Source organism: Mesorhizobium sp. M0968 (assembly GCF_040319065.1).
Classification (GTDB): domain Bacteria; phylum Pseudomonadota; class Alphaproteobacteria; order Rhizobiales; family Rhizobiaceae; genus Mesorhizobium.
Map to the genome: position 1 here is coordinate 28263 of NZ_JAMYNL010000019.1, position 19024 is coordinate 47286.

General features: G+C 63.2%; 15 protein-coding genes and 1 tRNA gene. 8 read left to right on the top strand and 8 right to left on the bottom strand.

Annotation, left to right across the window (positions count from 1 at the left end; genetic code table 11):
- Positions 1-20 precede the first annotated feature (20 nt).
- From NKH67_RS25210 to NKH67_RS25220, 3 genes are all read left to right on the top strand, one after another.
- On the top strand, positions 21-755 hold the full coding sequence (locus NKH67_RS25210) for a 16S rRNA (uracil(1498)-N(3))-methyltransferase (protein WP_352681196.1): 735 nt from the start codon (positions 21-23) through the stop codon (positions 753-755).
- A 185-nt stretch (positions 756-940) separates the two neighbouring features.
- Complete coding sequence (locus NKH67_RS25215; RefSeq protein ID WP_352541776.1) at positions 941-2314, top strand: glutamate--cysteine ligase; 1374 nt, start codon at positions 941-943, stop codon at positions 2312-2314.
- Between the two features lie 102 nt (positions 2315-2416).
- Positions 2417-3430, top strand: a complete 1014-nt coding sequence (locus NKH67_RS25220) for a DUF937 domain-containing protein (RefSeq protein ID WP_353031978.1) — start codon at positions 2417-2419, stop codon at positions 3428-3430.
- A 175-nt stretch (positions 3431-3605) separates the two neighbouring features.
- On the opposite strand, the gene NKH67_RS25225 is transcribed toward NKH67_RS25220, so the two are convergent.
- The gene (locus NKH67_RS25225; protein WP_352450947.1) at positions 3606-3896 is read right to left on the bottom strand and encodes a DUF1127 domain-containing protein; all 291 of its coding nucleotides are present in this window, start codon (positions 3894-3896) and stop codon (positions 3606-3608) included.
- Between the two features lie 234 nt (positions 3897-4130).
- On the opposite strand from NKH67_RS25225, the gene NKH67_RS25230 reads away from it, so the two are divergent.
- From NKH67_RS25230 to NKH67_RS25240, 3 genes are all read left to right on the top strand, one after another.
- Positions 4131-5087, top strand: a complete 957-nt coding sequence (locus tag NKH67_RS25230; protein ID WP_023680469.1) for a LysR substrate-binding domain-containing protein — start codon at positions 4131-4133, stop codon at positions 5085-5087.
- Positions 5088-5157: 70 nt separating this feature from the next.
- Positions 5158-6723 (top strand): exodeoxyribonuclease VII large subunit, encoded by a 1566-nt coding sequence (gene xseA, locus NKH67_RS25235; RefSeq protein WP_352472698.1) that lies wholly within the window; start codon positions 5158-5160, stop codon positions 6721-6723.
- 7 nt (positions 6724-6730) lie between these two features.
- Entirely contained in the window at positions 6731-7858 is a 1128-nt protein-coding gene (locus tag NKH67_RS25240; protein ID WP_352472699.1) for a DmpA family aminopeptidase, read from the top strand.
- Positions 7859-7922: 64 nt separating this feature from the next.
- Here the strand turns inward: NKH67_RS25240 and NKH67_RS25245 are convergent, their stop codons facing one another.
- The 4 genes from NKH67_RS25245 to NKH67_RS25260 all read right to left on the bottom strand — a co-directional run bounded on the left by NKH67_RS25245 (position 7923) and on the right by NKH67_RS25260 (position 10600).
- Entirely contained in the window at positions 7923-8177 is a 255-nt protein-coding gene (locus tag NKH67_RS25245; protein WP_023677464.1) for a DUF768 domain-containing protein, read from the bottom strand.
- Positions 8178-8688: 511 nt separating this feature from the next.
- Positions 8689-9033, bottom strand: coding sequence for an Atu4866 domain-containing protein (locus NKH67_RS25250; protein WP_352472700.1), 345 nt, complete (start codon positions 9031-9033; stop codon positions 8689-8691).
- A complete protein-coding gene (locus NKH67_RS25255; protein ID WP_352472701.1) occupies positions 9033-9761 on the bottom strand; it encodes an SDR family oxidoreductase in 729 nt (242 codons plus the stop codon). Before NKH67_RS25255 ends, NKH67_RS25250 begins: the two co-directional genes overlap by 1 nt.
- 86 nt (positions 9762-9847) lie before the next feature.
- Positions 9848-10600: an SDR family NAD(P)-dependent oxidoreductase gene (locus tag NKH67_RS25260; protein WP_352472702.1), complete on the bottom strand. Its 753-nt coding sequence runs from the start codon at positions 10598-10600 to the stop codon at positions 9848-9850.
- Positions 10601-10736: 136 nt separating this feature from the next.
- Between NKH67_RS25260 and NKH67_RS25265 the strand changes: the two genes are divergently transcribed.
- Positions 10737-11645 (top strand): LysR family transcriptional regulator, encoded by a 909-nt coding sequence (locus NKH67_RS25265; protein WP_353031981.1) that lies wholly within the window; start codon positions 10737-10739, stop codon positions 11643-11645.
- 60 nt (positions 11646-11705) lie between these two features.
- Here the strand turns inward: NKH67_RS25265 and NKH67_RS25270 are convergent.
- Both NKH67_RS25270 and NKH67_RS25275 read right to left on the bottom strand, forming a co-directional pair.
- Positions 11706-11782: transfer RNA gene (locus NKH67_RS25270), tRNA-His, on the bottom strand.
- Between the two features lie 345 nt (positions 11783-12127).
- A complete protein-coding gene (locus NKH67_RS25275) occupies positions 12128-12586 on the bottom strand; it encodes a phasin (protein WP_352450940.1) in 459 nt (152 codons plus the stop codon).
- 253 nt (positions 12587-12839) lie between these two features.
- Between NKH67_RS25275 and NKH67_RS25280 the strand changes: the two genes are divergently transcribed.
- A complete protein-coding gene (locus tag NKH67_RS25280; RefSeq protein ID WP_353031983.1) occupies positions 12840-16586 on the top strand; it encodes a PAS domain S-box protein in 3747 nt (1248 codons plus the stop codon).
- A 281-nt stretch (positions 16587-16867) separates the two neighbouring features.
- Here NKH67_RS25280 and NKH67_RS25285 read toward each other — a convergent pair whose 3' ends face one another.
- Positions 16868-18826, bottom strand: a complete 1959-nt coding sequence (locus NKH67_RS25285; RefSeq protein WP_353031985.1) for an acetoacetate--CoA ligase — start codon at positions 18824-18826, stop codon at positions 16868-16870.
- Between the last annotated feature and the right edge of the window lie 198 nt (positions 18827-19024).

The window sequence follows — 19024 nt, forward strand, 5'->3', positions numbered from 1 at the left end:
GCCTCGCCCATTCCTCGGCGATGCGCGCCAATTACAAGATGCAGCGGCTGTTCGTGCCGGACGGGCTTGGACCGGACATCGAGTTCGACGTCGGCCCGCAGCAGAGCCATTATCTCTCGCACGTGCTGCGGCTCGGCGAAGGCGCCGAAATTCTGGTCTTCAACGGCCGCGACGGCGAATGGTCGGCGGCGATCGCCACGAAGTCGAAGAAGGCGTTGCGCCTGAGGTTGCTGGCATTGCAGCGGCCGCAGCCGCCGTTGCCCGATCTCGTCTATTGCTTCGCGCCGCTGAAGCAGGGGCGGCTCGACTACCTCGTGCAAAAGGCGGTCGAGATGGGCGCTGGCATCCTGCAGCCGGTCATCACCCAGCATACGCAGGTGGCAAAACCCGGCATCGAGCGCCTGCGCGCCAATGTCGTCGAGGCGGCCGAGCAATGCGGCATATTGGCGGTGCCAGAGCTGCGCGAAGCGGAAAAATTCGAGCGCCTGCTCAGCAACTGGGACGGCGAGCGGCGGCTGATCTTCTGCGACGAGGATGCATCGACCAACAATCCCCTGCCGGCATTGCAGGCGGTGCGGGAGAGAAAGCTCGGCCTGCTGGTCGGACCGGAGGGCGGCTTTTCCGACGAGGAACGCAAGATGCTGAGAGCGCTGCCTTTCGTTACCGCGATTCCGCTCGGGCCGCGCATCCTGCGAGCGGATACGGCGGCGGTGGCGGCACTGGCGCTGATCCAGGCGACAATCGGCGATTGGTGATCAATTCCAATTACCCGCTGGCTCAGGATTTTTCGCTTGATCGGCTACTGACATTTCGTCCATCTAGCGCCGGCAGCGGCCGCGTGTCCTTTCGGGCGCGCAAAGGACGCTGTAGCATTTGATTGGGCACCTGATCCGTTCCGAAAATCGAAGCCGATTTTCAGGGTCATGTGCGGAGGGCTCCTATGGCGCGCGATACAACCGATTTCCGGCCGATAGAAAGCGTCGACGAACTCGTCGAGCACCTGGCCGAAGGCAACAAGCCGCGCGACAAATGGCGCATCGGCACCGAGCACGAGAAATTCCCGTTCTATGTCGACGGCAATGCGCCGGTGCCCTATGGCGGCGAGCGCGGCATCCGCGCCATCCTCGAAGGCATGCAGGACAAACTCGGCTGGGACCCGATCATGGATGCCGGCCGCATCATCGGCCTGGTCGAGCCGACCGGCCAGGGCGCGATCTCGCTGGAGCCCGGCGGCCAGTTCGAGCTGTCCGGCGCGCCGCTGGAGACGATCCACCAGACCTGCCGCGAAGGCAATGCGCATCTGGCGCAGGTGCGCGAGATCGCCGAACCGATGGGCATTCGTTTTCTCGGCCTTGGCGGCAGCCCGAAATGGTCACTGGCCGAGACGCCGAAGATGCCGAAATCGCGCTACGAGATCATGACCCGCTACATGCCCAAGGTCGGCACCAAAGGTCTCGACATGATGTACCGGACCTGCACGATCCAGGTGAACCTCGACTTCGAAAGCGAAGCCGACATGCGCCGCAAGATGCAGGTGTCGCTGAAGCTGCAGCCGCTGTCGACGGCGCTGTTTGCCAACTCGCCCTTCACCGAAAGCCGGCCGAACGGCCTGCAGAGCTGGCGCGGCGAGATCTGGCGCGACACCGACAATCAGCGCTCCGGCCTGCTCGAATTCTGCTTCTCGCCCGATTTCGGCTTTGCCGATTATGTCGAATGGGCGCTCGACGTGCCGATGTATTTCGTCATCCGCGATGGCCAATACCACGACATGACGCACATCACCTTCCGCCAGTTCATGGCGGGTGCTGCCCGCAACGACCTGCCGGACGGGCTGCCGACGATGGGCGACTGGGCGAACCATCTCTCGACGCTGTTCCCGGATGTGCGGCTGAAGCGCTTTCTCGAAATGCGCGGCGCCGATGGCGGGCCGTGGCGGCGCATCTGCGCGCTGCCGGCCTTCTGGGTCGGGCTGCTCTATGATGCGGCTGCGCTCGACGCGGCCGAGGCGCTGACCTCGAGCTGGAGCTACGACGAAGTGCTGGCAATGCGCAACGCGGTGCCGGAACAGGGCATTTCGGCGCCCTTCCGCAACACGACATTGCGCGAGATAGCCCGTGACGTGCTCGTCATCTCGCGCATGGGACTGAAGAACCGCGGCCGCAAGAACCGCGACGGCTATGACGAGACCTCGTTCCTCAACACGCTGGACGAGGTCGTCGCGCGTGGCACCACCAGCGCCGAAGAGATGCTCTCGGCCTACCACACGCGCTGGGGCGGCTCGATCGAGCCCGTGTTCATGGAATACGCGTATTAACGCTTCGCTATCCGCTTGGCCGACGCTCCGGCAAATTCGCTTCAATCAGTGATGGAAACGAATTAGGCTTCTCCAACGAGGATTTTCCCGGAGGAGAAAACAATGCCTTCATTGTTCGATATTCTGGCACAGGCCCAGAACGGCAACGGCATGCAGGCGCTGGCCCAGCAGTTCGGGCTTTCGCAGCAGCAGACGCAGGCGGCGGTCGCGGCGCTGCTGCCGGCCTTTTCGCAGGGGCTGAAGCGCAACACTTCCGACCCTTATGGGCTCGGCTCCTTCATGACGGCGATGGCCAGCGGCCAGCACGCCAAATATTTCGAGGATGCAAGCCGGGCCTTCTCGCCGCAGGGCCTCGATGAAGGCAACGGCATTCTCGGCCATTTGTTCGGCTCGAAGGACCTGTCGCGGGCCGTCGCCAACCAGGCCGCGCAGGCGAGCGGCGTCAGCCAGCAGGTGTTGCAGCAGATGCTGCCGGCAATCGCCTCGATGATGATGGGCGGGCTGTTCAAGCAGACCACCAACCAGCTGGGCGGGCAGATGCATGCGGCAGGCGGCGGCAATCCGCTTGGCGAGCTCATCGAGCAGATGATGCGGCAGGCGGGCGGCGGCGGCCAGGCGCCGGCCCCTCAGCCTGCAGGCCCCACGGATAACCCGCTCGGCAAGGTGCTGCAGGATATGTTCGGCGGGCAGCAGCCGCAACAGACGCAGAGCCCTTACGGCGACAATCCGCTGGGCAAGGTGCTGCAGCAGACACAGAACCCTTATGGTGACAATCCGCTCGGCAAGGTGCTGCAGGATATGTTCGGCGGCGGTGCACCACAGCCACAGCAGCCGCAGAACCAACCCCAGCAGACACAGAACCCTTATGGTGACAATCCGCTCGGCAAGGTGCTGCAGGACATGTTCGGCGGTGGCGCACAACAGTCTCAGCCGCGTCAGGCGCCGCAGCAACCCCAGGCGCCGCAGCCGCAGGCCAATCCGAGCGGCAGGCCGAGAAATCCGTTTGACGACCTGTTCGGCAAGATGTTCGAGACAGGCGCCCAGCAGCGCGACGACTACCAGAAAGGCATGGAGTCGATCTTCGACCAGTTCAAGCAGGGCATGGGCCGGCGCTAGACCAGACACCGGCAACCAATCATCAGTGCCGCCCAAAAAAGAAAGCCCGGTCCTGGGAGGACCGGGCAGCGCGCAGGCTGGCCGGGGGGATCCGGCAGGGAGTGGGGAGCCTGCGTAACTTAGTGGCGTCGTGCCTCAAAAAGGTTCAACGCGCCCGAACGGCGAAACCACGCGATCACGCCACCTTGCGGGCAATATCCTCGATCGTTTCGGCGCGCTCGATCGCGATAACGCGAAGCCTTTCGGTCGGATCGCGGCCAAAGGGTACACCGACAGCGACGTGCAGGTCGGCGCGGGTCAGGCCGATGTCGGCGAGCTCGGCATCCGACATCTCGCCGAGGCGATAAAAGGCGCGGCGGTTTTTCCAGGCGCGGTAAACATTGGCAGCGGCGTTGGCCACGCGCGTCGCAACGGCCGGACGCGAAGTGATGCGCGAGGTCTCGGTAGCGAAATCAAACGTAGCCATGTCGATCTCCTTCACATTCGAACGGGCGAAACCGGTCGATCGGGCGCTGGCGACAGCGGCCGTTCCGGCTTCGATTCATCTAAGATGATGCATGTCGTCGCCCCAAAACCGGTGCCCACTTTTGGGCGACATGCATTCGCTTCATGTGGACAATCGGAATTTGCCATGGCCCGATTGATTAATCCAACGAATGTTTCTAATCTTTAGCATCAGCATCAATGATGGATTAGGCCAATGAAAGCGCCGCTCGATCTCGATCAGTTGCAGACCTTCATCTCGATTGTCGACACCGGCAGCTTTACCCGCGCGGCGGAAGCGGTGCATCGGACCCAGTCTGCGGTGTCGATGCAGATGCGGCGGCTGGAGGAACGGATCGGCAAGCCGCTGTTCGAAAAAGACGGCCGCACCAACAGGCTGACCGAGGAAGGCGACAGACTGCTCTCCTACGCAAGGCGGCTGCTCTATCTCAACAAGGAAACACTGGCCGCCTTCGACGACCGCCGGCTCGAAGGCACCATCCGCATCGGCACGCCGGACGATTATGCCGATCGCTTCTTGCCAGAGATCATGGCGCGGTTTGCCCGTTCCAACCCGCATGTCGAACTGACCGTTATCTGCGAACCGACGCCGGGACTGGTCGAACACATCAAGCGCGGCAATCTCGACCTGGCGCTGGTGACGCACAACGACGCGCGCGGCCAGTCGGAAGTGGTGCGGCGCGAACCGCTGCTGTGGGTTACCTCGGCCAACCATGCGACGCATGAGCAGCCGATCCTGCCGATGGCCTTCGGCCGGCCGAACTGCATCTGGCGGCGGGCCGCCGCCGATGTGCTCGATCAGCAGAGCCGCGACTATCGCATCCTGTTCACCAGCTTCTCTGCCACCGTCATCGCCGCCGCGGTGCTCTCCGGTCTGGCGATCTCGGTGCTGCCGGAATGCGCCCTGCGGCCCGGCATGCGGGTGCTGGGCGAGGCCGATGGTTTCGGCGCCCTGCCCGATTGCCGCATCGGCATCATGCGCGGTCAGACCTCGCGGCCGGAGATCGTCGACGCGCTTGCGCGCCACATTTCGGAGAGCCTCGACAATATTTCCGTGCCACTCGGCGAGGAGACCGGCACGTTCGATTTCGCCGCCCTCGCCTTCGCCAAGATGAAGCGGACCAAGCCTAACCAGATCCTGCCGGGCTGGTGATCGCGCGATTGAGGCCGACATCGAACACGGCCGCCTTGACGGCGGCCAACAACCGTCCCCCAATCGGCCGATGAGCGACGCAGCATCCGAATCACGCACCAACGCCACCGAATATACGGTGAGCGAGATTTCCGGCGCGCTGAAGCGTACGGTCGAGGACGTCTTCGGCAATGTACGGGTGCGCGGCGAGATTTCCGGCTATCGCGGACCGCATTCCTCCGGCCATGCCTATTTCTGCCTGAAGGACGATCGCGCGCGGCTCGACGCCGTGGTGTGGAAGACCACGATGAGCCGGCTGAAATTCCGTCCAGAGGAAGGCATGGAGGTGATCGCCACCGGCCGGCTCACCACCTATCCCGGAAAATCCACCTACCAGATCGTCATCGACAATCTCGAGCCCGCCGGTGCCGGTGCGCTGATGGCGCTGCTGGACGAGCGCAAGCGCCGGCTGCAGGCCGAAGGCCTGTTCGACGCGGCGCGCAAGCGCAGGCTGCCGTTCATGCCCTGCGTCATCGGCGTCGTCACCTCGCCGACAGGCGCCGTCATCCGCGACATCATCCACCGCATCAAGGATCGGTTTCCACTGCACGTGCTGGTCTGGCCGGTGCGGGTGCAGGGCGAGACGGCGGGTGCGGAAGTGACCGCTGCCGTCAACGGCTTCAACGCACTGCCATGGGACGGCGCCATCGCGCGGCCCGATCTGTTGATCGTGGCACGCGGCGGCGGCAGCCTGGAGGATCTGTGGGGCTTCAACGACGAAGCGCTCGCCCGGGCCGTCGCCGCTTCGGGTATTCCGGTGATTTCCGCGGTCGGCCACGAGACCGACTGGACATTGATCGATCTGGCTGCGGATGTGCGGGCGCCGACGCCGACAGGCGCCGCCGAGATCGCCGTGCCGGTCAAGGTCGACCTCGAAGCGACGCTTGCCGGCCTTGGCGCGCGGTTGAAGACCGCACTGTCGCGCAATTTCGAACGCAAGCGGCAGGCGGCACGCGCGGCCGCCCGGGCGCTGCCCTCGCCCGACCAGTTGCTGGCGCTGCCGCGGCGGCGCTTCGACGAGGCGACGAGCCGGCTCGGCCGGGCGCTGTCGGTCAGCGTCGAGCGCAAGCGAGCCAGGCTTCTGGGGCAGCGGCTGACGCCGGCGACCTTGTCGCGGCGCATGAACGAAGCCCGCACTCTGACCCGCCGCGACCTCGCCCGTGCGCAAGCGGCTTTCTTCGCCATCGTGCGCGAGCGTCGGGCGCGGTTTTCACGCACGGCGACCAGACTGTCACCGGCGCCGATCGCCAGACGGCAGAAACTGCAAGGCGATGCACTGCTGGCACTGACACGGCGGCAGGACCAGGCGATTTCAAGACGGCTGGACCGCCTGCGTGGAAAACTGACGCAGGCCGACCGGCTGCTGGCGACGCTCTCGCACAAGGCCGTGCTGGCGCGAGGCTTCGCGCTGGTCAAGGATGCGGACGGCGCCGTGGTCAAGCATGCGGCGGAAGTGGTGTCGGGAATGGCGCTTTCGCTGGAGTTCGCCGACGGCACCGCCGATGCAGTCGCCATCAGTGGCACGGCGCGGCCGAAGACGGTTGCCAAGCCCGCGGCCAAGCTCAAGGCGCCGGGCGGCCAAGGTTCGCTTTTCTGAGGAAGAAATGACCGACCCGCATCTTGCGACGCCCTCGGGCAAACTGCGCGCCCGTGCCTTCGCGATCCCATTCGAGGGCGCGGCAGGCCGCTTCAATGCCATCACCGATGTGCCTGGCGTGATGGTCGGCTATACCACGCTGATCTCAGGGGATGGGCCGCTCCTCGTCGGCAAGGGTCCGGTACGCACCGGCGTGACCGCGATCCTGCCACGGCCCAGAGGCGAGTTGGCCGTCCCGGCGTTCGCCGGGATGTTCAGCGCCAATGGCAATGGCGAACTGACCGGCTCGCATCTGATAGAGGAACTTGGAGCGTTCAATCTTCCCATCACCATCACCAACACGCATTCCTGCGGCGTCAGCCGCGACGCAACGTTGCGCTGGATGCAGGCGGTGCTGCCGCAATCGCTCGACAGCGCCTGGGCGCTGCCGGTGGCGGGCGAGACTTACGACGGCTTCCTGAACGATATCAACGGCCACCATGTGAGCTTCGAGCACGTGTTTTCCGCGCTCGAAACGGCTGAAAGCGGGCCGATCGAAGAGGGCAGCGTCGGCGGCGGCGCAGGCATGATCACCTTCGGCTTCAAGGCAGGGTCCGGCACATCCTCGCGCCGCGCCGACTGGAATGGAGAGCGTTTCACGATCGGCTGCTTCGTCCAGTCGAATTTCGGTGCACGGCGGAACCTCGTGATCCGTGGCATCAGAGCCGGAGCGGAACTCGCCGAACCGGCGACCCGGGACAACACGCCGCGAGCGGAAAAGAGCTCGATCATCGCGATCGTCGCCACCGATGCGCCATTCATGCCGCACCAGTTGAAACGGCTGGCGAAACGCGTGCCGCTCGGCGTGGCGCTAACCGGCGGCTATGGATACAATTCGTCCGGCGATATCTTTCTGGCCTTCAGCACGGCCAATCCCGACGCGGCGCGCGGCGCGGCCGGCAAGCTGGTCAGCGCCGGCTATATACCGGATGCCGACATCAACCCGTTCTTCGACGCCGTCGTTCAGAGCGTGGAAGAGGCAATCCTCAACGCGCTGGTCGCCAATGAAGACATGACCGGGCGCGACGGCAATTTCGTGCCGGCGTTGCCGAAAGAGTGGCTCGAGGAGAGATTTGGCAAAGCTGCGCGGCGATAAGACCGCGCAACTGCATCAGACAGGCAATGTTCGCCCGGCAGGTTTTGCCAGGGGGGGCGGTCCGTCAGCCGGCAGGCTTGTTGGAATTCCGCTCGTCCTGATCGGCCTCGGCCGCCTCTTCGAGCCTCGAAGCAATGAGCTCCTGAATGTCGCCGACCTCTTCCTGGATATCCTCCAGGGGTATGCCGGCTTCGGCGGCCTTGGCCGCACATTCCCTGGCGAGGGTCTCGGCCTGCTTCTCGATCCTGGCTGGCGAGGGCTGGCAGTGGACTTTTTCGCCAATCCACCCGCGCAAGAACTCGATTGCGTGTTCACTCATACTGCTGTTTCCCTAGCGGCTATGCCGGTTGGTAATCATAAACGTCGGCATCTTCGAAAAGATGCGTGCTGCCATTCGAGCCGAGTCGGCTTCGCCCGGCAAGCCGAACTTGTCCGAGGTCCACAGAGCTGAAGGGAATGGAGGGTTCAAGGAGCACGTTCTAGTTCTTGAGGACTGATTCTCTCGACGAAACTCGTTCGACCCGCGCTATTGTTTCTATTTGCTTTTTTTCGGTTTTCAAGTCGTTTTAGATCACAATAGATGTCACAATAGCTAGCACATTTACCGCGCTCTCGCTGGCACGACGTAAAAGGCGAGCCGTCAAAGCCGCCGCTATATAGTGATAACCATTTGCAATGTCGACTCTGCTTGCGGTCCTGCTTCTTTCCGCCGCGCTTGCTGGGAGATATGTGGTGTGACGGGCCTTGCCGTGCAAGCTGCCGAGCGCCTCATGCAAGGCATGCAATAGCGTCTTGTGGAAACCCTGAAGTGCTTGTCTCAGGGTGGCTCTCTACCGCTGGCGGTAAAGGATCATGCCGGCATGATAGAGGACGCCTTCGACGAACTCACCATCCGCGGTGAAGCCCGTATCGTCCCAGTATTCTATGTGGTTGCCGTGCACTTCATAGCGTCCCCGGTAGGCGCTTTCGCGGTCACCGCGCGCTTCGTCATAACGGCCGTTCGCCAGGAGTTCGTGCCTGATATGGCGATCCTCGGTGACCCACATTCCGACATAGGGATGAGCTTGGTGCGTCATTGGTTCCTCCGCAAGGATTGGAGTTGCAGGAAGGGTCAGGCCGGTTGGAGCTACAGCAACGGCAATACCCGTAAGCACTGCGGCCAAAGTGGATCGCATCAATGCGCCGCCTTCGTCGGACGCACGACTATCTCGTTGACGTCGACATCGTCGGGCTGTTCGATTGCATAGCGCACTGCCCTGGCGATGGCATCGGGTTGCAGGGCAATAGCACGCCAGCTTTTCATGGCGGCGGCAGCGGCTTCGTCGGAGATCATGTTCGCCAGCTCGCTTTCCACCACGCCAGGATGAATGCAGGTTACGCGGATATCGTCACTCTCCTGGCGGAGCCCATCGGAAATCGCGCGGACAGCGTATTTCGTTGCGCAATAGACGGCAGCCGTGGGCGAGACGGCCAGTGCGCCAATGGAACCGATATTGATGATGTGACCGGAGCCGCGTGCCGTCATCTCGGGCAGAACCGCCGCGACGCCGTACAGAACACCCTTGATGTTGACGTCCACCATCAGCTCCCACTCGTCGACCTTCATGGCTGCCATGGCCGACAGCGGCATGACGCCCGCATTGTTGACGATGACATCGACCTGGCCCCATTCGGCCCGGGCTGCCTCGGCGAATGCTGCGACATCCGCCCTCCTGGTGACGTCGAGCGCTCGCACGCGAACCGTTCCACCAGATGCCTCGATTTCGGCCGCAAGCGCTTCAAGGCGGTCGGTGCGGCGTGCGCCGAGCATCAGCTTCGCACCTGCCGCGCCAAGCTCGCGGGCAATGCCAGCGCCGATGCCGCTGGAGGCACCGGTGATCAGAACAACTCTGTTCATGGTCATCGATCCTTTTGGTCTGTGATTATTTTCACGATGTGAAGGGATTTGGTGCGGGTGAGCTCCCGCTGCGCGCCGGCCCTATTGGGGGCTCACTGGGCGGTGTAGCCGCCATCGACCAGAAACAAGGCCCCGGTGATGAAACTGGATGCCGGCGAGGCAAGAAAGGCGATGGCCTCGGCAACTTCTTGCGGCTGGCCGATCCGGCCGATTGGATGCGCGCCGCCGAAGCTGCGCAGCATCTCCCGGCCATTCTCCACCACGCCTTCCATGATGTCGGTTTCGATCACGCCAGGGGCAACGGCGTTGCAGCGAATGCCCATGCGCCCGTATTCGATCGCGATCACCTTGGTCAGCTGTGCGACAGCCGCCTTGGACGAGGCATAGGCCGCCTGCGTCTCGAAGGCCGCAACCGCCGAGATCGATGAGACATTGACGATCGCGCCGCCACCGCCGGCGGCCATCAGTTCCACAGCGGCACGGGCAGTGACGAAGCTGCCGCGCGCGTTGATCTGCAGGATGCGGTCATAGTCGTCGACCGAGGTCTCAGTCAGTCGTTTGTTGAGCGTGCGACCGGCATTGTTCACGACGATGTCCAGTCGTCCGAAGCGCTTCGCGGCGAGTTCGACCGAGCGTCTGGCCAGGTCCTCGTCGGCGACATCGCCGACCAGCGTTGCCACATCCTCGGTTTCCAATTCGCGTACGCTGTCGCTGAGATCGCTTGCCACGATCCGGGCCCCGCGGGCACGCAGCAGCTCCGCCGTGCAACGACCGATTCCGCGTGCCGCGCCGGTCACGAGGGCGACTTTTCCATCCAGGTCCCAGGAGGAAGGGAGTGATGTCATGGGATATCTCCTTGTCGGTCGGCTTCGGCTTGGATCGGGAGGATCAAGCCTTCTTGCCGTTGCGACAGAGATAGAGCCATGGCATTGTCGCGATAACCCGCCTGCCGTTAACCTCGATGGTAAGTTTGACTAACCAATGGATATCGATCTCAATGCAATTGCCGTCTTCGTCGCGGTGGCCGAGGAACGCAATTTTCGTGCTGCGGCAGGCCGGCTAGGCGTGACGCGCTCAGCGGTCAGCCAGAGCATCCTCAGGCTTGAACAGCGCCTTGGCATCGCATTGCTGCAGCGCACGACACGCAGCGTCAACCTGACCGAAGCGGGCGAGCGCCTGCTGGCGAGCGTCGCACCGGCGATCGCCGACGTGAACGCAGCAATCGAAGCCACCACGGAGTTGCTGGACCGCCCGCGCGGCCGCCTGCGGATCGCGGTTTCGTCTATCGCAGAGGCCTTTCTGTCAGGACCGTTGCTGGCGTCCTTTGCAGAAAGGTTTCCCGAGGTGCATCTGGATATTGTGGTCACCGACGAGGAATTCGACATCGTTGCCGAAGGCTATGATGCGGGAGTGAGGCTCGGCGAAGTGATCGAGCAGGACATGATTGCCGTGCCGGTATCGGGCGATCAGCGACAGATGGCCGTCTGCGCCCCGCGCTATCTCGAAAAGTTCGGAGCACCCGCCCATCCGCGCGAGCTTGTGGCTCATCGCTGTATCGGCTGGCGGCCGGCGCCGGGAGTTTCGCCCTATCGCTGGGAGTTCGGCGAGGATGGGCGCGAGTTCGACGTGGCAGTCGCGCCCGAGATCACGACCAACGACATGTGGCTGATGATCCGGCTGGCCGTTGCGGGCGCCGGGATCACGTTCGGCATGGCCGATACATTCCGTCCCTGGCTCGACCGCGGCGAGCTCGTGCCAATCCTCGACGGCTATTTTCCGCCGTTTGCGGGTTTCTATCTCTACTTCCCAAGCAGACGGAATATCGCGCCGAAGCTGAGGGCCCTCGTGGACCACCTGCGCGCCACGCGCCAGGCGCGGGATCGCAGGTAACCGCAACCGGATCGTAGAGATCGCTTGCGCTATTGGTCAGAAGCCTGGCTGAAAGCTGAATGGTACCGTTGGCTGGGATCGAACCAGCGACCTCCGGATCCACAATCCGGCGCTCTAACCATCTGAGCTACAACGGCACGCTTGCCCGAGCGAGATCCAGACGGAACGTTCATTCTCCGGGACCCGCTCTGTCGTTCGGCGATGCGTCCATACGGGCTATCGGAGTTTAATTCAAGGCTTTTGGCAAAGCAAAAGCTCGCTCCGGCATCGCGTCATTTTTCGCCGGACAAAGAAAAGGCCGGCGGGAGGAGGTGCCGGCCTTTTCCTGTTACGAGCCAGCGGGAGGAGGTGCTGGCTGGTCATCCCGGTGAGCAGAGGGAGGAGGTTCCACCCGCCGGGTATTCACTTAAACCACTATATCGCACATCTATTTGTCTGACGAAATGCGACCTTTTGATGCATCGTCAAACTGTGCGCAAATATTAGGCGATCTTGATTTCTTTCACGGCCTTCTCGAAGGCGGTCTTGATCGGCTTGGATACGTCCTCGGCCGCCTTGGCAGCAACCGCCTGGAAGTCCTTAGCCTGCTCGACGGTCATTTCGACGCGCTTGCGCAGGAAAGCGGTCTGCAACTCGACGACTTCCGACAGCGACTTGGCGCCGATCAGGGCTTCGAAATGCGCGAAGCCGGCTTCGGCATTGGCGCGCAGGGCGGCGATGGTCTTGAGCGACAGGTCGCTGGAAACGGTCTTGGCGGTCTCGTAGGTCGACTCCAGAGCCTTCTGGGTCTCCTCGGCGCCGGTCTTCAGCTTGGCGTAGGCCTCTTTCGACTGCTCAACGCCCTTTTCGGCGAAGGCACGGATCTGGTCGGTGGCCTTCGAAGCGTCGAAGCTCGGGAATTCAACGTTTTCGATCGTTTCAGCGGTCTTGGTCCTGGACATTTTCCATCCTTTTCAGCGGCAGCGGCTTTGACAAAATGCCGTCTCGTTCATCTATCATGGCAATATAAAGGCAAATTTTGTGCATTGCAACATGTTTGTTGCATCGCACCATAAAATATTTGGTTCGCGGCGTTAACCACGCGCCTAGAGATTCCGCTGGTTGCACGCTATGACTTGTGGACCTTCGCGCCGTCGGCTTTTATTAACAAAGCGTTAACCGCAAATTGCCCGCTCTGTGAGGGTCGCCAAGCGCATGCCGGCTGAAAACTACTCCTTCCTTGACGTCGCCGTGCTCGACGCCGTCCGCCTGCGCTTCGCCGCAGGCGACGCGATCGCCATTCTGTCGGCAGATCTCGAGCAGGTGATCTGGGCCAACGGGCCCGGCGCGGCGGTATTCGGCTATCCGGACATCGGCGCTATCATCGGCGCCTCGGCAGGGTTGCCGCTGATCGCCCGGCGCCAGATCATGGCAACCAGCGGTTTTCCGCAGATCGGCCGCGACCGTGCCATCACGGTCCGGCTGGCGACCGGCCTGACCAGCCGCGCCGTCGGTTTCCTGGCCAGCGCGGTGACCATGCCCGATGGCGAGGAAGCAATCATGCTGACGCTGCCGGCGGCGCAGACCGGCTCGCGCAGCGCCGCCGAGATCGCCGACCGCGCCATCGGTGGCTTTACGGAAGACGGCCACTACATCGCCTTTGTCGATGCCAAGGGCAATATCGACGCCGCATCGGACGGCTTTTCGGCGCTCGGCATCCGGCCTGAGACGCTGGCCGCGCTTGTCGCCGACGTGGCGAACGAGAGCGACCGCATCGTCAAGCGCCTGGTTCCGGGTGGGTCCAGCTCCTATCCCGCGGGCCTTGCCCGGCTGACGGAAGAGCGGCACCTGCTGGTGGTGATCGACGAGGACCGGCTTGACGGCGAGGCTCCCGATGGCGAACGCGCCGGCGGGGAAACCGAGGCGGCAGCGGCACCGAGCGGTGGCGATCTTCCCCAACCAACGGACCAGGACAACGAGCAGCCGATCGCCAGCAGCGGCGCGGCGGAGATCGACCTTGCAGCGATGGAAGGCACCTCGGCATCGGCGGAGCACGAACCTGCCGACGCGGCCGACGATCACCGCACGGTTGGCAACGCGCCGACGCAGCATGACCATTGGTACTTCAATGCCGGCGACGACGCGCAGGTCCCGCCCGGCGCAGCTGCGTCCAGCGAAGTCGAGACCAGCCCGGACGCTTCGCAGGCCAGCCCGGATACTTCGCCGGAAAGCGCCGAAAAAGCCACCAAAGCCGCCTCGCCGGCCGAACACCGCGCTTCGGCGATCGATCGCACCGCCGCGCCCATGCGTTTCGTCTGGCGTACCGACGCGGAGGGCCATTTCAGCGCCCTGTCGCCGGAATTTGCCGAACTCGTCGGCAAGCCTGCCGCCGACGTGATCGGCCGCCGCTTCGAGGATGTTTCGGCCGCCTATGGCCTCGATGCTTCTGGCGAGATCGCCGGCCTGCTCGAACGGCGCGACACCTGGTCCGGCCGCTCCGTGCTGTGGCCGGTCGCCGGCACCGATCTGAAGATACCCGTCGATCTGGCGGCGCTCCCGGTTTACAGCCGCAGCCGCGTTTTCGAAGGTTTTCGCGGTTTCGGCGTGGCCAGGAGCGGCGATGCGGTGGTCGATCCGGATGCCGTCGGCATGGCCCTTGTCGCCGAGGAGAAACCTGCCGCGACCATCGGGCCGAAAGCCGTCGAACCTCTCCCCGAGATACCTAAACCCGCCGATCCGTTCAGGGGCGAAGTGCCGGCATTGACCATCGTGCCAAAACCCGAGCGGCGCTTTGCCGACAAGGTGATCCGGCTGGCCGAGCACCGGCAGCCGGCCAACGACAAGGGCCTGTCGACGCTGGAACGCAGCGCGTTTCGCGAGATTGGCGAGCGTCTCAAGAAGGACAGCACCCCGGCCGAAGAACAGCCCAGCGCCGGAAAGCAGAAGCCGGTTGAGAAAGTCGAGGCAGCCGGCAAGGCCGACGAGCCAAAGCTGAAAGAAGCCGGCCCGACGGACAAGGGTGAGATGCCGGAACCAGGTCCGGAAAGCGAGGCGGCTGCCGCCGAACCGCCCGAGGCCGATGCCGAGGACCAGAAGGACCTCGCCCGACTTGACGGCGAGCAGCCGGATGAGGTGGAAGCAGAGGCGCAAGCCGGCGAACCCGTCACACGCCCTGTTTCCGGATCGCTGCTCGACTATGCCGACCGCGAACCCAGAGATGAGGCGCAGGAAGGCGTTGAGCCCAGCACGAACCGTCGAACGATCGTCGCCGAAGCGCCGCGGGATGGCGACGACGACAGCATGACGGCCGAAGACTTCCGTGACGCCGAGGACAGCGAGGATTGGTCCGAGGACAGCGCAGCCGCAGCCGACGCTGCCGGCCATGTGCCGCCCGTCGAGCGGCCGCAGGCACCACCGCTCAAACTCGACGGCTTCGTGCCGTCGGCGTTTGCCGGAGAGGACAACACGGGGCCGGATACCTCGATCCTCGGCAAGCTGCCAGTGCCGGTGCTTATCCATTCCGGCGACCAGCTGCATTACGCGAACGACGAATTCCTCGGATTGACCGGCTATGCGACGCTCAATGCCCTGGACGAGGCTGGCGGGCTCGGCGCGCTGTTTGCCGACCCTTATGCCGACGACGGCAGTTCGGATGGCGGCGACCGCGCTCTGCGGCTGAAAACGCGCGAAGGTCAGGAGTTTCCGATCGATGCGATTTTACGCTCCGTGCCCTGGGGAAACGGCAAGGCGCTGATGCTGGTCGTACGTCGTTCCGGCGACGACGAGGCAGCAGCCATTCCACATGGCGCCGCCGAAGACCAAACGCAGCCGGATGTTTCCGAGCTCAAGGCACGTATTGCCGAAATGCGCACTATCATCGACACCGCCACCGACGGCGTCGTGCTGATCGGCCGCAACGGAACGATCCGTTCAATTAGCCGTCCGGCGGAAGCGCTGTTCGGCTTCGACAGCGACGAGGTGACCGGCAAACCGTTCGTCTCGCTGTTTGCGATCGAAAGCCAGCGCGCGGCGCGTGACTATCTCGAGGGGTTGTCGGAGCCCGGCGTTGCAAGCGTGATGAACGATGGCCGCGAGGTGATCGGGCGCGAGGCGCAGGGGCGTTTCATTCCGCTGTTCATGACTATCGGCAGGCTGCCCAACGACAGCGGCTTCTGTGCGGTGGTGCGCGATATCACCCAGTGGAAGCGGGCCGAAGAGGACTTGACCCAGGCGCGCGCAGTCGCCGAACGCGCTTCGTCGCAGAAGACCGATTTTCTGGCCCGCATTAGCCACGAGATCCGCACGCCGCTCAACGCCATAATCGGCTTTTCCGAGCTGATGGTCGACGAGAAATTCGGGCCGGTGGCCAATGACCGTTATCGCGACTATCTGCGCGACATCAACCGTTCGGGCAACCACGTGCTCGACCTGGTCAACGACCTGCTCGACATTTCGAAAATCGAGGCCGGCCAGCAGGAGATGGCCTATGAGGCGGTGTCGCTTAACGACACACTGGCCGAAACCGTGGCGATGATGCAGCCGCAAGCCAACCGGGAACGCGTCATCATCCGCTCCAGCTTCGCCTCGCGGCTGCCGGAAGTGGTGGCCGATCTGCGCAGCGTGCGGCAGATCGCGCTCAACATCCTGTCGAACGCCGTCCGCTACACGCAGGCTGGCGGCCAGGTGATCGTGTCGACGGCTTACGAGATCTCCGGCGATGTCGTCATGCGCGTGCGCGATACCGGCATCGGCATGAGCCAGTCCGAGATCGAGCAGGCGCTGAAGCCGTTCAAGCAGATCAATGCGCTGAAGCGCGGCCGTGGCGACGGCACGGGTCTTGGGCTGCCGCTGACCAAGGCGATGGTCGAAGCGAACCGGGCCCGGTTCACCATCAACTCGACGCCCGGCGAGGGAACCCTGGTCGAAGTCGCCTTTCCCTCGACCCGCGTGCTCGCCGGTTAGCTATGGTTGCGCAAGAAAAAAGGCGTCCAACAGGACGCCTTGAGAAATTGGAATTGCTGTCACAACGGGGCTTGAGCGAATCAGATCCTCTCGGGGCTAAGAGGAACGGGATTTCTCCCTCAAGTTACGCACGACTATTGATGCCGGGCCTTAACAAATCCTTACCGGCACGCCGGAAAATTTACCAATGTGTACCACTCATGAAATCTAGGTAAATTCCGAAGAGATAATTTGTTAACGATACCTGAGACCTCAAAACGGCGCCACCTTGTATCCCGGGGTCAGTCGGCAAGCTGCGGCAGGCTGCGGAACAGCTCGAGCGCTTCGGGATTGGCGAGCGCTTCCTTGTTCTTGATGGCGCGGCCGTGCACCATGTCGCGTACCGCGAGCTCGGTGATCTTGCCCGATTTGGTTCGCGGAATATCGCTGACGGCGACGATCTTGGCCGGCACATGGCGCGGGCTCGCCCCGCTGCGGATTTTCGCGCGGATGCGTTTTTCCAGCTCGGCGTCGAGCTCAACGCCCGCCGCCAGCCGCACGAACAGCACGACGCGCACGTCATTGTCGAAATCCTGGCCGATGCATAGCGCTTCGAGGATTTCCGGCATCTGCTCGACCTGATTGTAGATCTCCGCCGTGCCGATCCTGACACCGCCCGGATTGAGCGTGGCGTCGGAACGGCCATGGATGATCAGGCCGCCATGGACGGTCCATTCGGCGAAATCACCGTGGCACCAGACATCGTCGAAACGTTCGAAATAGGCGGCTTTGTATTTCCTGCCGTCAGGGTCGTTCCAGAAGCCGATCGGCATAGCCGGAAACGCCTTGGTGCAGACGAGCTCGCCCTTCTCCTGGCGGAGCGGGCGGCCGTCATCGTCCCAGACATCGACGGCAAGGCCGAGCCCGGGCCCTTGGATCTCGCCGGTCCATACCGGTTCGATCGGCACGCCGAGCACGAAGCAGGAGACGATATCGGTGCCGCCGGAAATCGAAGCCAGATGCACGTCCTTCTTGATGCCTTCATAGACGAAGCGGAAATCTTCCGGCGATAGCGGCGAGCCGGTCGATGAGATGGTGCGCACGCTGGAAAGATCATGCGTGCGGATCGGCTTCAGGCCGGCCTTGCGCACGGAATCGATGAATTTGGCCGAGGTGCCGAAATAGGTCATCTTTTCGGCATCGGCGAAGTCGAACAGCGCATTGCCGTCCGGGTAGAACGGCGAGCCGTCGTAGAGCAGCAAGGTGGCGCCCGATGCCAGGGCCGACACCAGCCAGTTCCACATCATCCAGCCGCAGGTGGTGAAGTAGAAGAAGCGGTCGCCGTCGAGCAGGCCGGCATGCAGCCGTTCTTCCTTGACGTGCTGGATCAGCGTTCCGCCGGCCGAATGGACAATGCATTTGGGAATGCCGGTCGTGCCCGATGAAAACAGGATGTACAGCGGATGCGAAAACGGCAGCCTTTCGTAGGCGACAGGCCTTGCGGCAAAGGGTGACAGCGCCTCTTCCAGCGCAGCCGCCTTGCCGATGGTCGCGGCGACGTCGAGCGAGGTGCCGAGATAGTCGACAATGAGGACTTTGCGGACGGTGGCGAGCTTGCCCGCCACGGCCGCGATCTTGTCGGCGACTTCGATCGCCTTGCCATTGTACCAGTAGCCGTCCGGCGCGATGAACACGACAGGCTCGATCTGGCCGAACCGGTCGAGAACCCCCTGCTCGCCGAAATCTGGGGAGCAGGACGACCAGACCGCGCCGATCGAGGCGGCCGCCAGCATCGCAGCAACGGTCTCCGGCATGTTGGGCATCATCGCGGCGATGCGGTCGCCCTTCTTCACCTTGAGTGACAGGAAAAGCTGCTGCAGGCGCGAGGTCAGCGCATGCAGCTCGTTCCAGGACAGCCGCCGCTCGACCTTGTCCTCGCCGCGAAAGACGATTGCGTCGCCAAGCCCGGTTTTCTTGAGGAGATTCTCGGCGAAGTTCAGCTTTGCCTCAGGAAAGAAGGTCGCGCCGGGCATCTTGTTGCCATCGACCAGCACGCGTTCGCCCTTGTCGCCGACGATGCCACAAAAGTCCCAGACCAGGCTCCAGAAGGTCTCGCGATCATCGATCGACCAGCGATGCAGGTCGGCATAGGAGGAGAAAACCTTGCCGGCCATGTTCGCCGAGGCGTTCATGAAGGCGGTCATCGGCGCCGCGTCGATCTGCTCTTGCGTCGGGATCCAGAGCGGTGCGTCGTCAGCCATCTTTGTTCCTCCTCAAAGCACGTCACGTTTGAAGAGATTCACGCGACGCGCTTTAAACTTTTGTCTTTATACATGTCGTTTATCCCAAAACCGCTGGGCACTTTTGGGCGACATGCATTGGCATCGCTTATGCATATCGCGATGCAGCAGAGCAAGATTTTGTTGGACCGCGCCGGTCAGGGTGTGCGCAAATGCCAT